The organism is Streptomyces sp. WI03-4A (assembly GCF_033792105.1).
Classification (GTDB): Bacteria; Actinomycetota; Actinomycetes; order Streptomycetales; family Streptomycetaceae; genus Streptomyces; species Streptomyces collinus_A.
In genome coordinates this window covers 91,366-114,449 of the sequence record NZ_JARAUO010000022.1, presented here as the reverse complement: position 1 = coordinate 114,449, position 23,084 = coordinate 91,366, and the positions used below count along the sequence as shown (strand labels likewise).

Genomic DNA, 23,084 nt, shown 5'->3' with positions numbered 1-23,084 from the left:
TAGGTTGCACCCATGAGCGAGGATGTTCGACTGGTCGCCTGGGTGCGTGGACGCGTCCAAGGTGTAGGTTTCCGCTGGTTCACGCGGGCCAAGGCGCTGGAGATCGGCGGCTTGAGTGGTTTTGCTCTCAATTTGGGCGACGGCCGCGTGCAGGTGGTCGCCGAGGGCGCGCGGCACGGCTGCGAGGGACTGCTCGACTGGCTCCAGGGCGACGACACGCCCGGACACGTAGACGGAGTCACCGAGATCTGGGACACACCCCGCGGCGGCTACGAAGGCTTCGCCATCCGCTGAACCGATTCTGTAAATCCCCGCAGGCCCGCCCGGCGCAAGGTGTCAAGGGCATATGCCTCGCGCAGAAATGACCTGGTGGTTGCCAAGAAGGGCGTGGCGTGGCAGGCTCCGCTGGAAGAGCTGATCGTCACGCCCTGAGGGCCCCGCAGAAGCAGCAGCGCCGCCGTCGTCCGGCCGCGCGCGCCGGGTTCGCCCGCCAATACAGGGCGTGATCGTGTTGACCGTCAAACTTTTTGGTGAGACGCTGAAAGCCCCGCGCACCTTAGCTGTTTGGCATGTAAGAACTGCAGAGCACCACTCGAGTGTGCCAAGCACCGCGGGTGCGAATCCCTCACGACCCAACCGCATCGGTCGGTCACTCATTGTGGAGGACCATCCATCATGGCAAAGGCGCTTCTCGGTTACGTCGGCGGCTCCGACCCGCGACTCCTCGCCGAGATGCGACGGCTCCAGCAGCGCGTACAGGACCTGGAATCCGAACTCGGACGCATCCAGGCGGAGAACGAGGCGCTGACGGCTGCCGCTTCTCACGACAGGATCATGGAGAGCATCGACGCACACCAGGCGGAGCCTGCGCTCACCTGATCGCTGCATCGCTCCACGACAGCACACGCAGCGGTTGGGGTGCCCGTATCAACCGCACAGTGTCAGACAATCGCAACCCGGTTGTCAGAGTTGCAAGGGACGCTTCGGCGTCCCTTCTTTCTTTCCCCCGCGCATCCTTTCACTGTCTTAACGTCTGGTGTGCCCTGTCTGTTCAATGGCGAAACCGTGCGGTTGCGAGTGTTCGTGGAGTGGGATAGCGGCGCCGGGTAGAGTCCAGCGCCGTGCACCTCAAGGCCCTGACCCTCCGCGGATTCAAGTCGTTCGCCTCCGCGACCACGCTCCGGTTCGAGCCGGGGATCACCTGCGTGGTCGGCCCGAACGGCTCGGGCAAGTCCAACGTCGTGGACGCGCTGAGCTGGGTCATGGGCGAGCAGGGCGCCAAGTCGCTGCGCGGCGGCAAGATGGAGGACGTCATCTTCGCCGGCACCACCGGGCGGCCGCCGCTCGGCCGCGCCGAGGTGTCCCTGACCATCGACAACTCCGACGGGGCGCTGCCCATCGAGTACGCCGAGGTCACCATCACGCGGATCATGTTCCGCAACGGCGGCAGCGAGTACCAGATCAACGGCGACACCTGCCGGCTGCTCGACATCCAGGAACTGCTCTCCGACTCCGGCATCGGCCGCGAGATGCACGTCATCGTCGGCCAGGGCCAGCTCGACTCCGTTCTGCACGCCGATCCGATGGGCCGCCGCGCCTTCATCGAGGAGGCGGCCGGTGTCCTCAAGCACCGCAAGCGCAAGGAGAAGGCGCTCAGGAAACTGGACGCGATGAAGGCCAACCTCGCACGCGTGCAGGACCTCACCGACGAGCTGCGCCGCCAGCTCAAGCCGCTCGGCCGGCAGGCGGCGGTCGCCCGCCGGGCCGCCGTCATCCAGGCCGACCTGCGCGACGCCCGGCTGCGGCTGCTCGCCGACGACCTCGTACGGCTGCGCGAGGCGCTGACGGCCGAGATCGCCGACGAGGCGGCGCTGAAGGAGCGCAAGGAGGCCGCCGAGCAGGAGCTGCGCAAGGCGCTCCAGCGGGAGGCCCTGCTGGAGGACGAGGTGCGCCGGCTCAGTCCGCGCCTGCAACGGGCCCAGCAGACCTGGTACGAGCTGTCCCAGCTGGCCGAACGGGTGCGCGGCACCATCTCGCTCGCGGACGCCCGGGTCAAGAGCGCCACCTCCGTGCCCCCCGAGGAGCGGCGCGGCCGCGACCCCGAGGACATGGAGCGCGAGGCCGCCCGCATCCGTGAGCAGGAGGCCGAGCTGGAAGCGGCCCTGGAGGCGGCCCAGCGGGCGCTCGACGACACCGTCGCCCACCGCGCCGAACTGGAGCGCGCACTCGCGGCCGAGGAGCGCCGGCTGAAGGACGTCGCGCGCGCCATCGCCGACCGCCGCGAGGGCCTGGCCCGCCTCTCCGGCCAGGTCAACGCGGCCCGCTCACGCGCCGCGTCCGCCCAGGCCGAGATCGACCGGCTGGCGGCGGCCCGGGACGAGGCCCAGGAACGCGCGGTCCGCGCCCAGGAGGAGTACGAGACGCTCAAGGCCGAGGTCGACGGCCTCGACGCCGACGACGTGGAACTGGCCGAGCGGCACGAGACGGCCAAGCGGCGGCTCGCCGAGGCCGAGTCGGCGCTGAGCGAGGCCCGCGAGGCGGCCACCGCGGCCGAACGCCGGCGCGCGGCGACCCAGGCCCGCCACGAGGCACTCGCCCTGGGCCTGCGCCGCAAGGACGGCACCGGGATACTGCTCGGCGCCCGGGACCGGCTCACCGGAGTCCTCGGACCGGCGGCCGAGCTGCTGACGGTGACCCCCGGCCACGAGGCCGCCCTGGCCGCCGCCTTCGGCGCCGCGGCGGACGCGATCGCCGTGACGACCCCGGCCTCGGCGGTCGAGGCGATCAGACTCCTGCGCAAACAGGACGGCGGCCGCGCGGCCCTGCTCCTGTGGGCACCCCCGAAGCCCACCGACGCCTCGGCGACGGAAACACTCGCCCCGGGCGCCCCGGCCGCCCCGCGCATCCCCGGAGCACCGGACACCCCTGCCGCCGGTGCGGGCAGGGCCGGCCACCCGAGGGACACGATCAGCTTCCCCGCCCAGCCGGGCGCCGCCGACGACCCGGACCGGCCGGGTGCCGAGGGCGGCGCGAGCGGGACGGCGGCCGGGGACGGCGTGCCGGGCGGCTCGGCCGTCGGCCGCCCTGACGGCGTGTTCCGGGCCGGCCGCCCAGGCGGTACGCCCGGCGGACCAGGCGCCCCCGGCCTCGCGGGCCGGCCGGACACCGTCGGCGGCACGGCTGGGTGGCCGTCCGCGAACGGCCCCGTGAGCGGCGCGGCGCTCACCCCCGGCACCCCGGCCGCCCCTGCCATCCCCACCCAGTCGGGCGCCGAAGGCGCGGAAGGCACCGAAGGCGCCACCGGCGCACGCCCCGCGCACGAGGGTTTCCCCGATGCCGTCCTGCCCGGCGACGGCCTTCCCGGCAACGGTTCCCCCGAAGCCGCCCTGTCCGGCAACAGCTCACTCGCCGACGGCCTCACCCCCCGCCCCGGCGGGACGCCCTTCGCCGCTGATCTCGTTCGTGGGCCCGCCGGGCTCATGCCCGCCGTGCGGCGGCTGCTGCGCGGGATCGTCGTCGTGGGGACCCTGGAGGACGCCGAGGACCTGGTCCAGGCCCACCCCGAGCTGACCGCCGTCACCGCCGAGGGCGATCTGCTGGGCGCGCACTTCGCGCACGGCGGGTCGGCCGGGGCGCCCAGCCTGCTGGAGGTGCAGGCCTCCGTGGACGAGGCCGCGGCCGAGCTGGCCGAGCTGGCCGTCCGGTGCGAGGAGCTGGCCGAGGCGCAGCGGGCGGCGGCCGAGGGGCGCCGGGAGAGCGCCGCGCTCGTGGAGGAGCTGGGGGAGCGGCGCCGGGCCGCCGACCGGGAGAAGTCGTCCGTGGCCCAGCAGCTCGGCCGGCTCGCCGGACAGGCGCGGGGCGCGGCGGGGGAGGCCGAGCGGTCCGCCGCGGCCGCCGCCCGCGCGCAGGAGGCGCTGGAGAAGGCCGTGGGGGAGGCCGAGGAGCTGGCCGAGCGGCTGGCCGTGGCCGAGGAGATGCCGGTCGAGGAGGAGCCGGACACCTCGATGCGCGACCGGCTCGCCGCCGACGGCGCCAACGCGCGGCAGACCGAGATGGAGGCCCGGCTCCAGGCGCGGACCCACGAGGAGCGGGTCAAGGGGCTCGCCGGGCGCGCCGACTCCCTCGACCGCGCGGCCCGCGCGGAGCGCGAGGCACGCGCGCGTGCCGAACAGCGGCGGGCCCGGCTGCGGCACGAGGCCGCCGTCGCCGAGGCCGTCGCGCTCGGTGCCCGGCAGCTGCTGGCCCATGTCGAGGTGTCCCTGGAGCGGGCCGAGCGGGAGCGGGCCGCCGCCGAGGCCGCCAAGGCCCTGCGGGAGCAGGAGCTGACCGCCGCCCGGGGCGCGGGGCGCGACCTCAAGGCCGAGCTCGACAAGTTGAAGGATTCAGTTCACCGGGGCGAGGTACTCGGAGCGGAGAAGCGGCTGCGTATCGAGCAGCTGGAGACCAAGGCGCTGGAGGAGCTCGGTGTCGAACCGGCGGGGCTCGTCGCGGAGTACGGCCCACGCGAGCTCGTGCCGCCCTCGCCCGCCGCCGAGGGCGAGGAGCTGCCCGAGGACCCCGAGCACCCGCGCAACCGGCCCCGGCCCTTCGTCCGGGCCGAGCAGGAGAAGCGGCTCAAGGCCGCCGAACGGGCCTACCAGCAACTGGGCAAGGTCAACCCGCTGGCGCTGGAGGAGTTCGCGGCGCTGGAGGAGCGGCACAAGTTCCTCAGCGAACAGCTGGAGGACCTGAAGAAGACCCGCGCCGATCTGCTCCAGGTGGTGAAGGAGGTGGACGAACGCGTCGAGCAGGTGTTCACCGAGGCCTACCGGGACACGGCCCGCGAGTTCGAGGGCGTCTTCGGCCGGCTCTTCCCGGGCGGCGAGGGCCGTCTCGTGCTGACCGACCCCGACAACATGCTCACCACGGGCGTGGATGTCGAGGCCCGCCCGCCGGGCAAGAAGGTCAAGCGGCTCTCCCTGCTCTCGGGCGGCGAACGGTCGCTGACCGCGGTGGCACTGCTGGTGTCGATCTTCAAGGCCCGGCCGAGCCCGTTCTACGTGATGGACGAGGTCGAGGCGGCGCTGGACGACACCAACCTCCAGCGGCTGATCCGGATCATGCAGGAGCTGCAGGAGGCCTCGCAGCTCATCGTGATCACGCATCAGAAGCGCACCATGGAGGTCGCCGACGCGCTCTACGGCGTGTCCATGCAGGGCGACGGTGTGTCGAAGGTCATCTCGCAGCGGCTCCGCTGACAGGTGCTCTCTACACCTACCTTCACCTGCTCTCCTCCCTGATTTCACTTCTTGAAGTCAAGGCGCCATGCCGTCTCATCAATGTCACAGGACTGAAGGTATTGACTTCGAAACTTGAAGGAATAGTCTCTGCAACGTTGCTTTTACCTTCAGGTCTCACCTGCAAGGGCTTACCCCCACGTCGGCAGCGCTGCCGACGGCCCGAGGAGTTGTACACGTGACCAGCACAGCGCAGGCACCTCAGCCAGGAGCCGGGACGGCTCACCCCGAACATCTCGGGCACGTCATCTTCATCGCGGCGGCGGCCGCCATGGGCGGTTTCCTCTTCGGCTACGACAGCTCGGTGATCAACGGCGCCGTCGAGGCCATCCGCGACCGCTACGACATCGGTCCCGCCGCTCTGGCCCAGGTCATCGCCATCGCCCTGATCGGCTGTGCCATCGGCGCCGCCACGGCCGGCCGCATCGCCGACCGGATCGGTCGCATCCGCTGCATGCAGATCGCCTCGGTCCTGTTCGCGATCAGCGCGGTCGGCTCGGCGCTGCCCTTCGCGCTGTGGGACCTCGCCTTCTGGCGCATCGTCGGCGGCTTCGCCATCGGCATGGCCTCCGTCATCGGCCCGGCCTACATCGCCGAGGTCGCCCCGCCCGCCTACCGCGGCCGTCTCGGTTCCTTCCAGCAGGCCGCGATCGTCATCGGCATCGCCATCTCCCAGCTGGTCAACTGGGGCCTGCTCAACGCGGCCGGTGGCAACCAGCGCGGTCAGCTCATGGGCCTGGAGGCCTGGCAGGTCATGCTCGGCGTGATGGTGATCCCGGCCGTCCTGTACGGCATGCTCTCCTTCGCGATCCCGGAGTCCCCGCGCTTCCTGCTCTCCGTCGGCAAGCGTGAGCGGGCCAAGGCGATCCTCGCCGACGTCGAGGGCAAGGGCGTCGACCTGGACGCGCGCGTCGCCGAGATCGAGCACGCGATGCGCAGCGAGCACAAGTCCACCTTCAAGGACCTGCTCGGCGGCGGCTTCTTCTTCAAGCCGATCGTCTGGGTCGGCATCGGCCTGTCGGTCTTCCAGCAGTTCGTCGGCATCAACGTCGCGTTCTACTACTCCTCGACGCTGTGGCAGTCGGTCGGCGTCGACCCGACGCAGTCGTTCTTCTACTCCTTCACGACGTCGATCATCAACATCATCGGCACCGTGATCGCGATGATCTTCGTGGACCGCATCGGCCGCAAGCCGCTCGCGCTCATCGGCTCGGCCGGCATGGTCGTCGGCCTGGCGCTGGAGGCCTGGGCGTTCTCCTACGACCTGGTCGACGGCAAGCTCCCCGCCACCCAGGGCTGGGTCGCCCTGGTCGCCGCCCACGTGTTCGTCCTCTTCTTCGCCCTGTCCTGGGGTGTGGTGGTCTGGGTCTTCCTCGGCGAGATGTTCCCGAACCGGATCCGCGCCGCCGCCCTGGGCGTGGCCGCCTCCGCGCAGTGGATCGCCAACTGGGCCATCACCGCGAGCTTCCCGTCGCTGGCCAGCTGGAACCTGTCCGCCACGTACATCATCTACACCGTCTTCGCGGCGCTCTCCATCCCGTTCGTCCTCAAGTTCGTCAAGGAGACGAAGGGCAAGACCCTGGAGGAGATGGGCTGAGCCGCCCCGTGAACTCGGGGAGAAGGGCCAAGTCCCCGCTGCCCCTCTCCTCGTACTCGCCGCCGTCCCCGGCCCGGCCACTGCCCGGACCGGGGACGACGGTCTTTCCTGTGTCTCACCGGCAGGTACGTGTCTCACCGGCCGGCACGCACCGCTCACCGGCAGGCCGCCGGGCCGCCGGTCAGCCCCCCAGCGCGGGTAGCACCCGCTCGGCGAAGAGCCGCAGGCTCCGCCACCCCTCCTCCACCGGCATACCGCCCGCCAGCGGATGCAGCACGAGACTGTCCGCGCCCAGCGCCACGCACTCGTCCGGGGTGAGGATCCGGTACACGCCCTCGGCGCGCAGCTCCGCCACCGACGTGGCCGCTGAGCGCACCGCGGAGCGGATCTGCCCGGACTGCCAGGAGGCGTACGTCCGCGCCTCGTGCAGGAAGTGCCCGCCGTACTCGGCCCACGCCCGGTCCGGGTCCTCGGCGAGGTGCAGCAGCGGGGTCTCGGCGGCCGGCATCATCGTCCAGCCCTCGGTGCCGTACTCCGCGAGCCGCTCCTTGTAGTAGGCCTCCAGCTCCGGCAGGTGCGCGCTCGGGAAGAACGGCAGGCCGAGCCGGGCGGCCCGGCGGGCGGCCGCCTCCGAGGAGCCGCCCACCAGCAGCAGCGGATGCGGGTCGGTGTACGGGCGCGGGGTGAGCCGTACCGTACGGCCCCGGTACTCGAACTCCTCGCCGGTCCACGCCTTCAGCAGGGTCTCCAGCAACTCGTCCTGCAGCCGGCCCCGCCGCTTCCAGTCCACGCCGAACAGGGCGTACTCCTCCGGCCGGTAGCCGATCCCGGCGACGGTCACCAGCCGCCCGCCGCTCAGCAGGTCCAGCACGGCGATCTCCTCGGCCAGCCGCAGCGGGTCGTGCAGCGGGCCGATGACGGCCGACACCGTGACCGCGATGTTCCGGGTCGCCCCGAACACCGCGCCCGCGAAGGCGAACGGCGACGGCAGCCAGTTGTTGTCGGCGCCGTGGTGCTCCTCGGTCTGCACGGTGGTGATCCCGTGCTCGTCCGCGTACGCGGCCATGTCCAGGGCGGCCCGGTAGCGGGCGGCGAGCGAGGCGCGGCCGGCACCGGGTTCGACGAGGTTGAAACGTACGACCGTGACGGGCATGGGAAGTCCCCCTCCGGTGCGGCGGTTGGAGGGGGACGGTAGCTGACGTGTCGTCAGATTGCCAGGAACGGGACGGGCCGGCCGGCGTCAGACACCGGCCGTCGCGGGCTCCCCGGCGGTCTCGGCCGCGGAAGCGGCGTTCCCGGTGGCCGGCACCACCGCCGGCTTCGGCAGCACCAGGTAGAGCAGGCCCGAGATGACGATCGTCGCCACCCAGCCGAGGCCGTACTCGCCGATGACGTTGTTCTTCGCCAGCGGTCCCGTGAACCAGTCCGAGGTGGTGAACATCAGCCCGGCGGTCAGGCCGATCGCCCAGGCCGCCACCGCGGCGGGGGAGAAGCCGCCCCGGTACCAGTAGGCGCTGGTGCGGGTGGTGTCCGTCATGGCCCGCCCGTCGTACTCGGTGCGGCGCAGCATGTCCGCGCCGAACACGCCGACCCAGGCGGAGAAGGCCACCGCCAGCAGGGAGAGGAAGGCGATGAAGGAGCCCAGGAAGCTCGTCGCCACCAGCATCAGCACCCCGCCGAAGACCAGCGAGATCGCGGCGTTGACCGAGACCGCCCAGTGCCGCGGTACCCGGAAGCCCAGGGTCTGCGCGGTGAAGCCCGCCGAGTACATGGACATCGAGTTGATCAGCAGCATGCCGATCAGCGCGATCAGCAGGTACGGCACGGCGAGCCAGGTCGGCAGGATCTCACCGACGAAGGAGACCGGGTCGGAGGCCGAGGCCAGGTCGGGGGTGGAGACCGCCATCACCGCGCCCATGAGCACCATCGGCAGCACCACGATCCCGGCGCCGCCCACCGCCGTGCCCACGATGGCCTTCGAGGAGGCCGTGCGCGGCAGGTAGCGGGTGAAGTCGGGCGCCGACGGGATCCAGCTGACCCCGCCCGCCGCGATCATGCCGACACCGGTGATGACCGCGGCGGTGGAGCCGGCGCCCTGGTGGGTCACCTTCGACCAGTCGGTGTGCACGGCCAGGTACACCAGCACCAGCACCGAGAAGACGCCGAAGAAGTAGGTGGCGTACTTGTTGCACTTCTGCACGGCGTTGATGCCCAGGCCGGAGATCGCGAAGGTCGCCACCACGAAGACCAGCAGCATCACCATGTCCAGCACGCTGTCGGCCCGGACGCCGAGCACGATGTCCAGGATGGTGAGCATGGCGTAGGCGCCGGTCACCGCGTTGATCGTCTCCCAGCCCCAGCGCGCGACCCAGATCAGCGCACCGGGCAGCAGGTTGCCGCGCTGCCCGAACACCGCGCGCGACAGCGCCATGCCGGGCGCCCCGCCCCGCTTGCCCGCGATCCCGATCAGTCCGACCAGGCCGTACGACACGACCGGCGCGGCGACCGCGACGACCAGGGCCTGCCAGATGTTCAGGTGGTACGCCACCACCAGGCTCGCGCCCATGGTCAGCAGCAGCACGCTGATGTTGGCGCCGACCCAGGTGGGGAACAGTCCCCGGGTGCGCGCGGTGCGCTCGTGGTCGGGCACCTGCTCGATGCCGCGGGTCTCGAGGGCGCCGTCGGTCTCGGCTGTCTTGCGCATGCGGAGAGTGCCTCGGGGTGGGGGAGAGGGGACGGGTGGACTCTACGCGCGTCGACGGAGCCCCCGCCATCGTACTTTGCGCCGAGTCATCCCCCAAGGTGTGCTTTGTCCCTCGGAGGAAGCCACAAGCGGGGTCACGCGGAACCCATGGCTGATACTGGACGGGTTATGGAAACCATCATCCTTGCTGTAGTCATCGCCGTGGTCGTGCTCGGCGCGCTCGGCGGGCTCATCGTCGGCAGCCGGCGCAAGAAGCCGCTGCCCCCGCCGCCGCCCGCCGCGCCCGACATCACCGCGCCCCCGGCCGAGCCGCACGTCGGCGACGAGGCCGAGACGCCGCGCGACGAACCGCGCCGGACGATCGAGGAGGTGGATCTCCCGGGCGGCCCGCCGGTCGTCGTGGAGGAGCCCCCCGTTGGCCCCGGCCTCGAAGCTCCGGAGATCGAGATCCCGGAGCCCACCGCAGGCCGGCTGGTCCGTCTGCGCGCCCGACTGTCCCGCTCGCAGAACGCCCTGGGCAAGGGTCTGCTGACCCTGCTGTCCCGCGAGCACCTCGACGACGACACATGGGAGGAGATCGAGGACACGCTGCTCACCGCCGACGTCGGCGTGCAGCCCACTCAGGAACTGGTCGAGCGGCTGCGTGAGCGGGTCAAGGTGCTCGGCACCCGCACCCCCGTGGAGCTGCGCGGCCTGCTGCGCGACGAGCTGCTCAAGCTGGTCGGCACCGACGTCGACCGCACCGTGAAGACCGAGCCCGAGGACCGCAAGCCGGGCATCGTGATGGTCGTCGGGGTCAACGGCACCGGCAAGACCACCACCACCGGCAAGCTGGCCCGGGTCCTGGTCGCCGACGGCCGTACCGTCGTGCTCGGCGCCGCCGACACCTTCCGTGCCGCCGCCGCCGACCAGCTCCAGACCTGGGGCGAGCGGGTGGGCGCCTACACCGTGCGCGGCCCCGAGGCCGGCGACCCTGCCTCCGTCGCGTTCGACGCGGTCAAGGAGGGCAAGGAGATGGGGGTCGACGTCGTCCTCATCGACACCGCCGGCCGCCTGCACACCAAGACCGGCCTGATGGACGAGCTGGGCAAGGTCAAGCGGGTCGTGGAGAAGCACGCGCCGCTGGACGAGGTGCTGCTCGTCCTGGACGCCACCACCGGTCAGAACGGCCTGGTGCAGGCCCGGGTCTTCGCCGAGGTCGTGGACATCACCGGCATCGTGCTGACCAAGCTCGACGGCACCGCGAAGGGCGGCATCGTCGTCGCGGTCCAGCGGGAGCTGGGCGTGCCGGTCAAGCTGATCGGGCTCGGCGAGGGCGCGGACGACCTGGCGCCGTTCGAGCCGGAGGCGTTCGTGGACGCGCTGATCGGTGAGTGAACCCACCTGGCCCTGAACCCGCCGGTTCGAAGAAGCGCCCGCCCCCAAGGTGCAGTTGGGGACGGGCGCTTCGTCCTGTACGGCGCTCCGCCTCGATCAGCGCTTCGCCCTGTGCGGTGCCTCGTGGGGTGCGGCGGCCGCGGTCAGGCCCGTGACCGCGACCGGTGGGCCACGTACGCCAGGGTGCCCAGCAGCAGCCGGGCCGCCGGCGGCCGGGTCGCCGAGTCCAGGGCGGGCGGGCGCAGCCAACGCACCGGGCCGAGGCCGCCCCGGTCGGAGGGCGGGGCGGTGACGTACGCGCCCGGGCCGAGGCCGCGCAGGTCCAGGGCGGTGGGATCGTCCCAGCCCATGCGGTAGAGCAGCCTCGGCAGCTCGGCGGCGGCTCCGGGGGCGACGAAGAAATGGACGCGGCCGTCCGGGGTCGCGGTGACCGGGCCGAGCGGGAGCCCCATGCGCTCCAGCCGGACCAGGGCGCGGCGGCCGGCGGGCGCGGCGACCTCGATGACGTCGAAGGCGCGGCCGACGGGCAGCATCACGGAGGCGCCCGGGTACTCGGACCAGGCCCTGGTCACCTCGTCCAGCGTCGCCCCGGCCGGCACCGGCGCCGCGAAGCCCAGCGGATGCGCGCCCGGCTCCGGGCAGTCCGCGCGTCCGCAGGAGCAGCTACCCGCCGCGGCCCGCGCGCCCGGCACCACGTCCCAGGCCCACAGGCCGGTGAACTCGGCGACGGCGGTGCACTCCGACGTACGGCCGCGCCGACGCGTGCCGGAGCGGATCTCGCGGATGCCGCCGATCGTGAAGCCCATGCCCCCTCCAACGGGTCCAGCGCGCCGGTGGTTACGAAACGGAGCGAGACGGAAGCGGAACGTGACGCTACGGCTTCGACTTCCCCGCTCGCGCGAGGCCAAGGCGGCGCCTTGCGGTACTTCGGGTCGCGCGCCGGAGCTCGCGCGCCCATGCGCGCTTCTCTCCGCCTACTTCCGGCCGTCCTATGTCAAGTGAATCGCGAGAGGGCAACCGTGAGTTCATTCGATGGGGTGGCGAATGGTGGCGTTTCAAGGATCGCCATGGCTGGAGCAGTGATCGTAGGATTACTGTGAGTGTGCGAGGCCTTAAGGCACATGCACCCGTGGGTATGCCGGTGGCAGAGTCGTCGGCTCGTTCGAAGGGTGAGAACCGGCGGACGGGAGGCCGTATTTACCGGCATTCTGATAGGGCTTGGCGCATTCGGCGACAAGTGGTCTCAGGGATGGGGGCGTTCCAGTGGGCGGCAACGGCGGTATCGGCACGAACGCTGACAAGCGCCCCAACGAGCTGCTCGGCTCGTGGTTCGTGCGCAGCGGCTGGTCCAAGGGCGAGCTGGCCCGCCAGGTGAACCGCAGGGCCCGCCAGCTCGGCGCCAACCACATCTCCACCGACACCTCCCGGGTGCGCCGCTGGCTGGACGGGGAGAACCCGCGCGAGCCGATCCCGCGGATCCTCTCCGAGCTGTTCTCCGAGCGCTTCGGCTGTGTGGTCTCCGTGGAGGACCTGGGCCTGCGCGCCACGCGCCAGTCACCCTCCGCGTCCGGCGTCGACCTGCCCTGGACGGGCCCGCAGGCGGTGGCCCTGCTCAGCGAGTTCTCGCGCAGCGACCTGATGCTGGCGCGGCGTGGCTTCCTCGGAACGTCGCTGGCCCTGTCGGCGGGCCCGTCCCTCATCGAGCCCATGCAGCGCTGGCTGGTGCCGACGCCGTCCGCGCCGGTCCCGTCCGAGCCCGAGTCGCCCCTGGAGTCCCGCAGGCCCGGCCGGCTGTCCAAGCCCGAGCTCGACCTGCTGGAGTCCACCACCCGGATGTTCCGGCAGTGGGACGCCCAGTGCGGCGGTGGCCTGCGCCGCAAGGCCGTCGTCGGGCAACTCCACGAGGTCACCGACCTCCTCCAGGAGCCGCAGCCCGCGGCCACCACCGGCAAACTCTTCAAGGTCGCCGCCGAGCTGGCCGAACTCGCGGGCTGGATGTCGTACGACGTCGGGCTCCAGCCCACCGCGCAGAAGTACTTCGTGCTCGCCCTGCACGCCGCCAAGGAGGCCGGGGACAAACCGCTCGGCTCGTACATCCTCTCCAGCATGAGCCGCCAGATGATCCACCTCGGCCGGCCCGACGACGCCCTGGAGCTGATCCACCTCGCGCAGTACGGCAGCCGCGACTGCGCCAGCCCGCGCACCCAGTCCATGCTGTATGCGATGGAGGCCCGCGCGTACGCGAACATGGGCCAGCCCGGCAAGTGCAAGCGGGCCGTGCGGATGGCCGAGGACACCTTCGCGGAGGCCGACGAGTGGGACGAGCCGGATCCCGACTGGATCCGTTTCTTCTCCGAGGCCGAGCTGTACGGGGAGAACTCCCACTCCTTCCGTGACCTCGCCTACGTCGCCGGCCGCAGCCCCGCCTACGCCTCACTGGCCGAGCCGCTGATGCAGCGGGCGGTGGAGCTGTTCGCCAAGGACGCCGAGCACCAGCGGTCGTACGCGCTCAACCTGATCGGCATGGCCACCGTGCACCTGCTCCAACGCGAGCCCGAGCGCAGCACCGACTTCGCCTCACAGGCCATGGAGATCGCCAGGAAGGTCCGCTCCGAGCGTGTGAACACTCGTATCCGAAAGACGGTCGACACCGCGGTGCGCGATTTCGGCGACCTGGCCGCCGTGGCCGATCTCACCGACCAGCTCGCCGTCGACCTCCCGGAGGCCGCGGAAGCGGTCTGACCACGCGGGACCCATAGGCCCCGGCCGCGGCCGGTCCTCCCGAACTGCCCGACTCGGCTCCCCCATGCCAGGTCATCGAGAGGCCCGCCGCGGCCGGTTTCCGCTGTCCGGGGACGTCGCCCCAGGACGACGATCCCGCGGACCGGCACCCCGCGATTCACCGACGCGTAACACACAGGGCGTCTTCGTCACCCCGGCGAAACAACGAGGGGCTTCCACCGAAACCGCGCTGCGCCAGTCTCATGGCGCATAACCGGCCAGCCCCTCATCCGACCGGACCGCCCAGGCACCGCCCGCACGGGGCCGCACAACCGACGAGGAGACGCCGATGGCACCAGCCATCACGCTTGCCGCGGAGGCACCCAGACTGTCTGCCGCGAACACAGGCTTCATGCTCATCTGCTCCGCCCTGGTGCTGCTCATGACCCCGGGCCTGGCCTTCTTCTACGGAGGCATGGTCCGCGTCAAGAGCACCCTCAACATGTTGATGATGAGCTTCGTCAGCATGGGCATCGTCACCATCCTCTGGGTGCTCTACGGCTTCTCGCTCGCCTTCGGCACGAGCAACGGCCTCATCGGCTTCAACTCCCACTGGCTCGGGCTCAGCGACATCGGGCTCACCGAACTGTGGGACGGCTACACCATCCCGGTCTTCGTCTTCATGGTCTTCCAGCTCATGTTCGCGATCATCACCCCGGCCCTGATCAGCGGTGCCCTCGCGGACCGCGTGAAGTTCTCGGCGTGGTCGCTGTTCGTCGTGCTGTGGGTCACGATCGTCTACGTGCCCGTCGCCCACTGGGTCTGGGGCGCCGACGGCTGGGCATACAAACTCGGCGTGATCGACTTCGCCGGCGGCACGGCGGTCCACATCAACGCGGGCGCGGCGGCCCTCGGCGTCATCCTCGTCATCGGCAAGCGCGTCGGCTTCAAGAAGGACCCGATGCGCCCGCACAGCCTCCCGCTGGTCATGCTCGGCGCGGGTCTGCTGTGGTTCGGCTGGTTCGGTTTCAACGCCGGTTCATGGCTCGGCAACGACGACGGCGTGGGCGCGCTGATGTTCGTCAACACGCAGGTCGCCACCGCCGCCGCCATGCTCGCCTGGCTCGCCTACGAGAAGATCCGGCACGGCGCGTTCACCACGCTGGGCGCCGCCTCCGGCGCGGTCGCCGGCCTGGTCGCGATCACCCCGTCCGGCGGCGCGGTCTCCCCGCTCGGCGCGATCGCCGTCGGCGCCATCGCCGGTGTCGCCTGCGCCGCGGCCGTGGGCCTGAAGTTCCGGTTCGGCTACGACGACTCGCTCGACGTCGTCGGCGTCCACATGGTCGGCGGCATCATCGGCTCCCTGCTCATCGGCTTCTTCGCCACCGGCAAGGGCCAGTCCGCCGCGACCGGCGTCCTCTACGGCGACCACAGCTGGACCCAGCTCTGGAAGCAGTGCGCCGGCGTCGGCGCCGTCCTCGCCTACTCCCTGGTCGTCTCCGCGGTCCTCGCCTTCCTCCTCGACAAGACCATCGGGATGCGGGTCACCGAGGACGAGGAGATCTCGGGCATCGACCAGGCGGAGCACGCCGAGACCGCGTACGACTTCAGCGGCGCGGGCGGTGGCGTCATCGGCTCCGTCGCCGCCTCCCCGGCCGCGCAGACCAAGCAGACCAAGAGGGTGGACGCATGAAGCTCATCACCGCCGTCGTCAAGCCGCACCGGCTCGACGAGATCAAGGAGGCCCTTCAGGCCTTCGGCGTCCACGGACTGACGGTCACCGAGGCCAGCGGCTACGGTCGTCAGCGGGGCCACACCGAGGTCTACCGCGGTGCCGAGTACACCGTCGACCTCGTCCCCAAGATCCGTATCGAGGTGCTGGCCGAGGACGACGACGCCGAGCAGCTGATCGAGGTCGTCGTCAAAGCGGCCCGGACCGGCAAGATCGGTGACGGCAAGGTCTGGTCGCTGCCGGTCGAGACCGCCGTCCGGGTCCGCACCGGCGAGCGCGGCCCCGACGCGCTCTGACACGACGGAAGAACGGGAGTCGCCGGGTGACGGGTACGAATGTGCGGAACGAAGCGGATGACTCGGGACCCAGCGGCTACGCGGCGGCCCGGCTGCGCCTCCTCGGTGAGGAGGCGCGGTCCGGGCCGCCGCGCCGTGCCGCCCTGGCCGGGCTGACCGACGACTGGCTCGCCGGGCTGTTCACCGCCGCGGCCCCGGACCTCAGGGGCGTCTCGCTCGTCGCGGTCGGCGGCTACGGCCGCGGCGAGCTGTCCCCGCGCAGCGACCTGGACCTGCTGCTGCTCCACGACGGGAACGCCCCCGACGCGGTCGCCGCCCTGGCCGACCGCCTCTGGTACCCCGTCTGGGACCTCGGCCTCGCCCTCGACCACTCCGTGCGCACCCTGGCCGAGGCCCGCAGGACGGCCGGCGAGGACCTGAAGGCCCACCTCGGCCTCCTCGACGCCCGCCACCTCGCCGGCGACCTCGGCCTCACCGCGGCCCTGCGCACCACCGTCCTCGCCGACTGGCGCAACCAGGCGCCCAAACGCCTCCCCGAACTGCGGGACCTGTGCGCCGAGCGCGCCGAACGCCAGGGCGAGCTCCAGTACCTCCTGGAACCCGACCTCAAGGAGGCCCGCGGCGGCCTACGGGACGCCACCGCCCTGCGCGCGGTCGCCGCCTCCTGGCTGGCCGACGCCCCGCGCGAGGGCCTCGCCGACGCCCGCCGGCGCCTCCTGGACGCCCGGGACGCCCTGCACCTGGCGACCGGCCGGGCCACCGACCGGCTGGCGCTGCAGGAACAGGACCAGGTGGCGGCCGAGCTGGGCCTGCTGGACGCCGACACGCTGCTGCGGCAGGTCTACGAAGCGGCCCGCGTGATCTCGTACGCCAGCGACGTCACCTGGCGCGAGGTGGGCCGCGTACTGCGGTCGCGGTCCGTCCGCCCGCGCCTGCGCGCCATGCTGGGCGGCGGCAGGCCGGTCGCCGAACGCTCACCGCTGGCCGAGGGCGTGGTGGAGCAGGACGGCGAGGCGGTGCTCGCCCGCTCCGCACGCCCCGAACGCGACCCCGTGCTCCCGCTGCGCGCCGCGGCCGCCGCCGCACAGGCCGGACTCCCGCTCTCCCTGCACGCCGTACGGCGCCTGGCCGCCCTCGCCCGGCCGCTGCCCACGCCCTGGCCCGCCGAGGCGCGCGAACAACTGGTGACCCTGCTCGGTTCCGGCCGCCCCACCGTCGACGTCTGGGAGGCACTGGAGGCGGAGGGCCTGATCAGCCGGCTGCTGCCCGACTGGGAACGGGTCCGCTGCCGCCCGCAGCGCAACGCCGTCCACATCTGGACCGTGGACCGGCACCTGATCGAGACCGCGGTCCGCGCCTCCGAGCTGACCCGCCGGGTCGGCCGCCCGGACCTGCTGCTGGTCTCCGCGCTGCTGCACGACATCGGCAAGGGCTGGCCCGGCGACCACTCCGTGGCCGGCGAGATCATCGCCAAGGACGTGGCCGCGCGGATCGGCTTCGACCCCGCCGACGCCACCGTCCTGTCCACCCTCGTACGCCACCACCTGCTGCTCGTCGAGACGGCCACCCGGCGCGACCTGGAGGACCCGGCGACGGTCCGCGCGGTCGCCGACGCCGTCGGCACCCAGAGCACCCTGGAACTGCTGCACGCCCTCACCGAGGCGGACGCCCTCGCCACCGGCCCCGCCGCCTGGTCCTCCTGGCGCGGCTCCCTCGTCGCCGACCTGGTCCGGCGCGTCGGCGCCGTCCTGGCCGGGGACGGCCCCGACGAACCCGAGCCCGCCGCCCCCACGGCCGAGCAGGAGCGGCTGGCCGTCGAGGCCTTCCGCACCGGCAGCCCGGTCCTCGCGCTGCGCGCCCAGCCCGAACCGGCCGGCGAGGAGGAGACCCCCGGCGCGCCCGAGCCGCTCGGCGTGGAACTGCTCATCGCCGTCCCGGACCAGCCGGCCGTGCTGCCCGCCGTCGCCGGCGTCCTCGCCGTGCACCGCCTCACCGTCCGCACCGCCGGGCTGCGCGTCCTGCGCCTGCCCGACGACGTCGACGACGGCGCGGTCCTGCTGCTGGACTGGCGGGTGGCCGCTGAGTTCGGCTCCCTGCCCCAGGCGGCCCGGCTGCGCGCCGACCTGGTCCGCGCCCTGGACGGCTCCCTCGACATCGCCGGCCGCCTCGCCGAGCGGGACGCGGCCTACCCGCGCCGCCGCGGCTGGGTGGCACCGCCCCCGCGCGTGACGGTGGCCTCGGCCGCCTCCCACCACGCCACGGTGATCGAGGTGCGCACCCAGGACGCGCCCGGCCTGCTGTTCCGCATCGGCATGGCCCTGGAGAAGGCCGGGGTCCAGGTGCGCAGCATGCACGTCAGCACCCTCGGCGCCAACGCCGTCGACGCCTTCTACGTCACCACCGGCACCGGCGCGCCGCTGCCGGACGGGGACGCGGCATCGCTGGCGCGTGTGCTCGAGGAGACCCTGCGGGGATGACCCTGCCCCGGTGCGTTCGGCGCCGGGATACCCTGGAGGGCGATTCCGAAGCCATCACCGACCCCGAGGACCGCGAGCGCCGTGTTCGACACTCTCTCCGATCGCCTGTCAGCGACTTTCAAGAACCTGCGCGGCAAGGGACGGCTCTCCGAGGCGGATGTCGACGCCACGGCACGTGAGATCCGTATCGCGCTCCTCGAAGCGGACGTGGCGCTGCCCGTCGTGCGTTCCTTCATCAAGAACCTGAAGGAGCGCGCGCTCGGCGCCGAGGTCTCCCGGGCGCTGAACCCGGCCCAGCAGGTCCTGAAGATCGTCAACGAGGAACTGGTCACCATCCTCGGCGGCGAGACCCGGCGGCTGCGCTTCGCCAAGCAGCCCCCCACCGTCATCATGCTGGCGGGTCTCCAGGGTGCCGGTAAGACCACCCTGGCGGGCAAGCTCGGCAAGTGGCTCAAGGACCAGGGCCACTCGCCGCTGCTGGTCGCCGCCGACCTCCAGCGCCCGAACGCCGTCAACCAGCTCAGTGTCGTCGCCGACCGCGCCGGCGTCGCCGTCTACGCCCCGGAGCCGGGCAACGGCGTGGGCGACCCGGTCAAGGTCGCCAAGGACTCCATCGAGTTCGCGAAGTCCAAGGTCCACGACATCGTGATCGTGGACACCGCCGGCCGTCTCGGCATCGACCAGGAGATGATGCAGCAGGCCGCGGACATCCGCGACGCCGTCTCCCCGGACGAGATCCTGTTCGTCGTCGACGCGATGATCGGTCAGGATGCCGTCAACACCGCCGAGGCCTTCCGCGACGGCGTCGGCTTCGACGGCGTGGTCCTCTCCAAGCTCGACGGTGACGCGCGCGGTGGTGCGGCGCTCTCGATCCGCCAGATCACCGGCAAGCCGATCATGTTCGCGTCGAACGGCGAGAAGCTGGACGACTTCGACGCGTTCCACCCGGACCGGATGGCCTCCCGCATCCTCGACATGGGTGACCTGCTCACCCTGATCGAGCAGGCGGAGAAGACCTTCAGCCAGGAAGAGGCCGCCCAGATGGCCTCGAAGCTGGCGTCCAAGAAGGGCCAGGACTTCACCCTGGACGACTTCCTGGCCCAGATGGAGCAGGTCCGCAAGATGGGCTCCATCTCCAAGCTGCTCGGCATGCTGCCGGGCATGGGCCAGATCAAGGACCAGATCCAGAACATCGACGAGCGCGACGTCGACCGCACCGCCGCGATCATCAAGTCGATGACCCCGGTCGAGCGCCAGGACCCGACGATCATCAACGGCTCCCGCCGCGCCCGTATCGCCAAGGGCTCGGGCGTCGAGGTCAGCGCGGTGAAGAACCTGGTCGAGCGGTTCTTCGAGGCCCGCAAGATGATGTCCCGGATGGCCCAGGGCGGCGGCATGCCCGGCATGCCGGGGATCCCCGGCATGGGCGGCGGCCCCGGCCGGACCAAGAAGCAGCCGAAGAAGGCCAAGGGCAAGCAGCGCTCCGGCAACCCGATGAAGCGCAAGCAGCAGGAGCTTGAGGACGCACAGCGTCGCGAGGCGGCGGCCCAGGGCGGCGCCTTCGGCCTGCCGCAGCAGGGCGGTCAGGACTTCGAACTGCCGGACGAGTTCAAGAAGTTCATGGGCTGATCCGGCCCCGCACCACACGCCGCTGAGGGCGCTTCCCGGACCCGGGGGGCGCCCTCAGCGCGTGCCGTGGTCCGCCATGTGCCGTAACGTCCTGGTATGAGCAATGCCGCGCCACCACGCCAGGCTCCTGACCAGCCGTGGCGCGCCGAGGGCACCCCGGACGAGCCGCCGAGGCGGACCGGCGGCCCGCGACTGCGCGGCGGCCGGTGGTGGGGCCTGCTCGTCACCGCGGTGATCGTCTTCCTGCTCGCCTACTTCGGCCTGAACTACCTCGGCCAGGGCAACGAGCCGACGATCTCGTACACCGAGTTCAGCCGGGAGGTCGGCGACGGCAACGTCGCCAAGATCTACTCCAAGGGCGACGCGATCCAGGGGCAGCTCAAGACCCCCCGCGCCGATCCCGAAGGCGGCGGCACCTACAGCAAGTTCAGGACGCAACGGCCGGCCTTCGCGACCGACAAGCTGTGGCAGGAACTGAGCAGCCACGGCGTCACGGTGACCGCGCGACCGGTGGTGCAGGAGCGCAGCTTCCTGTCCAACCTGCTGATCTCCCTCATCCCCATCGTGATCCTCGCCGCGATCTGGATCTTCTTCGCCCGGCGGATCGGAGCGGGACTGGGCGGGGCCGGCGGCATGTTCGGCCGGAAACCACCGCCCAAACCGGTCGGGCCCCGCCCCGACAGCAAGCGCACCACCTTCGCGGACGTGGCCGGGATCGACGAGGTCAAGGGCGAACTGGACGACGTCGTCGACTTCCTCGAGCACCCCGACGCCTACCGCAGGATGGGCGCCAAACTGCCCCGCGGCGTGCTCCTCGCGGGCCAGCCCGGCACCGGCAAGACCCTGCTGGCCCGCGCGGTCGCCGGCGAGGCCGGAGTGCCGTTCTTCTCCGCCTCGGCGTCCGAGTTCATCGAGATGATCGTCGGCGTCGGCGCGTCCCGGGTCCGCGAGCTGTTCGCCGAGGCCCGCAAGGTGGCGCCGTCCATCATCTTCATCGACGAGATCGACACCATCGGCCGGGCGCGCGGCAGCGGCGCCTCGATGAGCGGCCACGACGAGCGCGAGCAGACGCTCAACCAGATCCTCACGGAGATGGACGGCTTCTCGGGCTCCGAGGGCGTCATCGTCATCGCCGCGACCAACCGAGCGGACATCCTCGACCCGGCACTGACCCGGCCCGGCCGTTTCGACCGGGTCGTCAACGTGGCCCCGCCGGACCGCGGCGGACGCGAGGCGATCCTGCGGATCCACACCCGGGACATCCCGCTCGCCCCCGACGTGGACCTGCCCCAGATGGCACGGGTGACCCCCGGTATGACAGGTGCGGATCTGGCCAATCTCGCCAACGAGGCCGCCCTGCTCGCGGTCAAGCGCAAGCAGGACCAGGTGACCGCCGGCGACCTGTCCGAGGCGCTGGAGAAGGTGCAGCTCGGCGCCGAACGCACCCTCGTGATGCCCGAGGAGGACCGCCGCCGCACCGCCTACCACGAGAGCGGCCACGCCCTCCTCGGCATGCTCCAGCCGGGCGCCGACCCCGTCCGAAAGATCACCATCGTGCCGCGCGGCCGTGCCCTCGGCGTGACGATGTCGACCCCCGAGGTGGAGCGCTACGCGCACTCGGAGGAGTACCTGCGCGGCCGCATCATCGGCGCCCTCGGCGGGATGGCCGCGGAGGACGTCGTCTACGGCGTCGTCACCACGGGCGCCGAGAACGACCTCGAACAGGTCACCAACATCGCGCGCGGGATGGTGGCCCGCTGGGGCATGAGCGAGCGCGTCGGGCGCCTGTCCGCCCTCCCGAGCGACGCCCAGCAGGCGTACGGCCTCGCGGCCGCCCCGCACACCCTCGACGTGATCGACGGGGAGATGCGCCGGATCGTCGACGAGTGCTACGAGGAGGCCCGCCACAAGCTCCGCGAGCACCGCGGCCGGCTCGACGCCCTGGCCGAGGCGCTCCTGGAGAGCGAGACGCTGGAGGAGGCGGAGGCGTACCGGATCGCCGGGATCCCGCGCCTGGCCAAGGAGTCCGAGACGGCGTAGGCCGCGCGGCCGCCGCCGGACGCCCCAGGTCGGCTGCGCCGCTCTCTACGGCACGCGCGCGATGAGGTAGCGGAACACGTTGGGCATCCACACCGTGCCGTCCTCGCGCCGGTACGGGTGCAGCGCCTCGGTCAGCTCCTTGTCCACCTGCCTGCGGTCGGTCGCCGCGATCGCCGCGTCGAACAGGCCCGTCGACAGCAGCCCGCGCGCGGCGCTGTCGGTGTCGGCGTACCCGAACGGGCAGGACACCCGCCCCGAGCCGTCCGGCTTCAGGCCGGCCCGGTGGGCGACCTCCTCCAGGTCGTCACGGCGGGCGGGACGCCACCGGCCCGCGCCGCGCAGCGGATCGGCCAGCTTCGTCGCCACCCGCAGCACCGAGGAGGTCGCGCAGCGCTCCGGCGGGCCCCAGCCGGCCAGCACCACGGCCGCGCCGTGCCCCGCCTGCGGCAGCGCCGCCGCCAGCAGCTCGCCCAGCCCCTCGGCGTCGCCCGCCCGGCAGCCGATCGGCTCGAAGACGGTCACCACGGTGTACGGGGGTGTCCGGGCGCCGGCCGCGTCCCCGGGGGAGCCCGCCACGAGCCGCACACCGGCACGCGTGCGCGAGCCGCGCGGCCCGGCCGGCAGCAGGCGCTCGCGCGCCAGGGCGAGCCGTTCGGGGCAGGAGTCGACACCGGTGACCGCGGCCCCTCGGGAGAGGGCCATCAGCAGGGCGAGCCCGGAGCCGCAGCGCAGGCCCAGGAGCCTGGTGCCCGGGCCCACTTCAAGTCGCTCGTGGACGGTCTCGTAGAGCGGCACCAGCATCCGCTCCTGGATCTCGGACCAGTCACGCGCGCGTGCGCACAGGTCCACGCGGGGTGGTGCGGAAGCCGCGTGTGACAGGTGTTCCCGCACGAGCGTAGGTGTCATAGGTAAGCGCCCCATTCCGCCGACAGTTCGTCGCAGTGCCCGATTGCGTGGCCCCCGTGCCGTGCGCTCGCACTATCCACGTATGCCAGGTAACTCCCGGCTCGCGGTGCCGTCCAGGGGTCGTGGGGCCCCGCTTGGGCCCGGTGTGCCTGTGTGGCGAGATTTCACGTCCGCGCAACCTGCGTGACCCGCCGGATGCCGGGGCGGGCGCGGTCCCGGGGTAACGTCGCGGGCGTCGCGGGCGCTGAGTGAGACAACGACCCGTACGCGAGAGCGGCCGAAACGCCCCTTGCGCATCCCCCGATCCCAGCCGCACCGAGGCGTACACG

The 23,084-nt window shown here is 72.0% G+C and carries 15 protein-coding genes; 11 read left to right on the top strand and 4 right to left on the bottom strand.

The window, feature by feature from the left end; all coding sequences use genetic code 11:
* The first annotated feature begins 12 nt into the window (after positions 1–12).
* The 4 genes from PV343_RS22525 (at position 13) to PV343_RS22510 (ending at position 6,873) form a co-directional block, all read left to right on the top strand.
* A complete protein-coding gene (locus PV343_RS22525) occupies positions 13–294 on the top strand; it encodes an acylphosphatase (RefSeq protein ID WP_319148762.1) in 282 nt (93 codons plus the stop codon).
* A gap of 381 nt (positions 295–675) precedes the next feature.
* A complete protein-coding gene (locus tag PV343_RS22520) occupies positions 676–879 on the top strand; it encodes a hypothetical protein (RefSeq protein WP_020942469.1) in 204 nt (67 codons plus the stop codon).
* Between the two features lie 242 nt (positions 880–1,121).
* Positions 1,122–5,237, top strand: a complete 4,116-nt coding sequence (locus PV343_RS22515) for an AAA family ATPase (protein WP_319148761.1) — start codon at positions 1,122–1,124, stop codon at positions 5,235–5,237.
* Between the two features lie 217 nt (positions 5,238–5,454).
* Positions 5,455–6,873: a sugar porter family MFS transporter gene (locus PV343_RS22510; protein WP_319148760.1), complete on the top strand. Its 1,419-nt coding sequence runs from the start codon at positions 5,455–5,457 to the stop codon at positions 6,871–6,873.
* Between the two features lie 181 nt (positions 6,874–7,054).
* Here the strand turns inward: PV343_RS22510 and PV343_RS22505 are convergent, their stop codons facing one another.
* Both PV343_RS22505 and PV343_RS22500 read right to left on the bottom strand, forming a co-directional pair.
* Positions 7,055–8,026, bottom strand: a complete 972-nt coding sequence (locus PV343_RS22505; RefSeq protein ID WP_319148759.1) for an LLM class flavin-dependent oxidoreductase — start codon at positions 8,024–8,026, stop codon at positions 7,055–7,057.
* Between the two features lie 87 nt (positions 8,027–8,113).
* Positions 8,114–9,577, bottom strand: a complete 1,464-nt coding sequence (locus tag PV343_RS22500) for a cytosine permease (RefSeq protein ID WP_319148758.1) — start codon at positions 9,575–9,577, stop codon at positions 8,114–8,116.
* 168 nt (positions 9,578–9,745) lie between these two features.
* Between PV343_RS22500 and ftsY the strand changes: the two genes are divergently transcribed.
* Positions 9,746–10,954: a signal recognition particle-docking protein FtsY gene (gene ftsY, locus PV343_RS22495; protein WP_133923564.1), complete on the top strand. Its 1,209-nt coding sequence runs from the start codon at positions 9,746–9,748 to the stop codon at positions 10,952–10,954.
* A 143-nt stretch (positions 10,955–11,097) separates the two neighbouring features.
* Here ftsY and PV343_RS22490 read toward each other — a convergent pair whose 3' ends face one another.
* On the bottom strand, positions 11,098–11,760 hold the full coding sequence (locus tag PV343_RS22490; protein WP_319148757.1) for a bifunctional DNA primase/polymerase: 663 nt from the start codon (positions 11,758–11,760) through the stop codon (positions 11,098–11,100).
* Between the two features lie 457 nt (positions 11,761–12,217).
* Between PV343_RS22490 and PV343_RS22485 the strand changes: the two genes are divergently transcribed.
* From PV343_RS22485 to ftsH, 6 genes are all read left to right on the top strand, one after another.
* A complete protein-coding gene (locus PV343_RS22485; RefSeq protein ID WP_319148756.1) occupies positions 12,218–13,696 on the top strand; it encodes a hypothetical protein in 1,479 nt (492 codons plus the stop codon).
* 328 nt (positions 13,697–14,024) lie between these two features.
* Positions 14,025–15,368: an ammonium transporter gene (locus tag PV343_RS22480; protein WP_319148755.1), complete on the top strand. Its 1,344-nt coding sequence runs from the start codon at positions 14,025–14,027 to the stop codon at positions 15,366–15,368.
* Entirely contained in the window at positions 15,365–15,703 is a 339-nt protein-coding gene (locus tag PV343_RS22475) for a P-II family nitrogen regulator (RefSeq protein ID WP_039656487.1), read from the top strand. The genes PV343_RS22480 and PV343_RS22475 overlap by 4 nt, the downstream gene beginning before the upstream one ends.
* Before the next feature lie 26 nt (positions 15,704–15,729).
* Positions 15,730–18,180 carry a [protein-PII] uridylyltransferase gene (locus PV343_RS22470; protein ID WP_319148754.1) on the top strand — a complete coding sequence of 817 codons (2,451 nt, stop codon included), beginning with the start codon at positions 15,730–15,732 and terminating at the stop codon, positions 18,178–18,180.
* An 81-nt stretch (positions 18,181–18,261) separates the two neighbouring features.
* Positions 18,262–19,809, top strand: coding sequence for a signal recognition particle protein (gene ffh, locus PV343_RS22465; protein WP_319148753.1), 1,548 nt, complete (start codon positions 18,262–18,264; stop codon positions 19,807–19,809).
* Positions 19,810–19,905: 96 nt separating this feature from the next.
* Complete coding sequence (gene ftsH, locus PV343_RS22460; RefSeq protein ID WP_319148752.1) at positions 19,906–21,849, top strand: ATP-dependent zinc metalloprotease FtsH; 1,944 nt, start codon at positions 19,906–19,908, stop codon at positions 21,847–21,849.
* Positions 21,850–21,894: 45 nt separating this feature from the next.
* Here the strand turns inward: ftsH and PV343_RS22455 are convergent, their stop codons facing one another.
* On the bottom strand, positions 21,895–22,755 hold the full coding sequence (locus PV343_RS22455; protein ID WP_319148751.1) for an SAM-dependent methyltransferase: 861 nt from the start codon (positions 22,753–22,755) through the stop codon (positions 21,895–21,897).
* Positions 22,756–23,084: the final 329 nt, after the last annotated feature.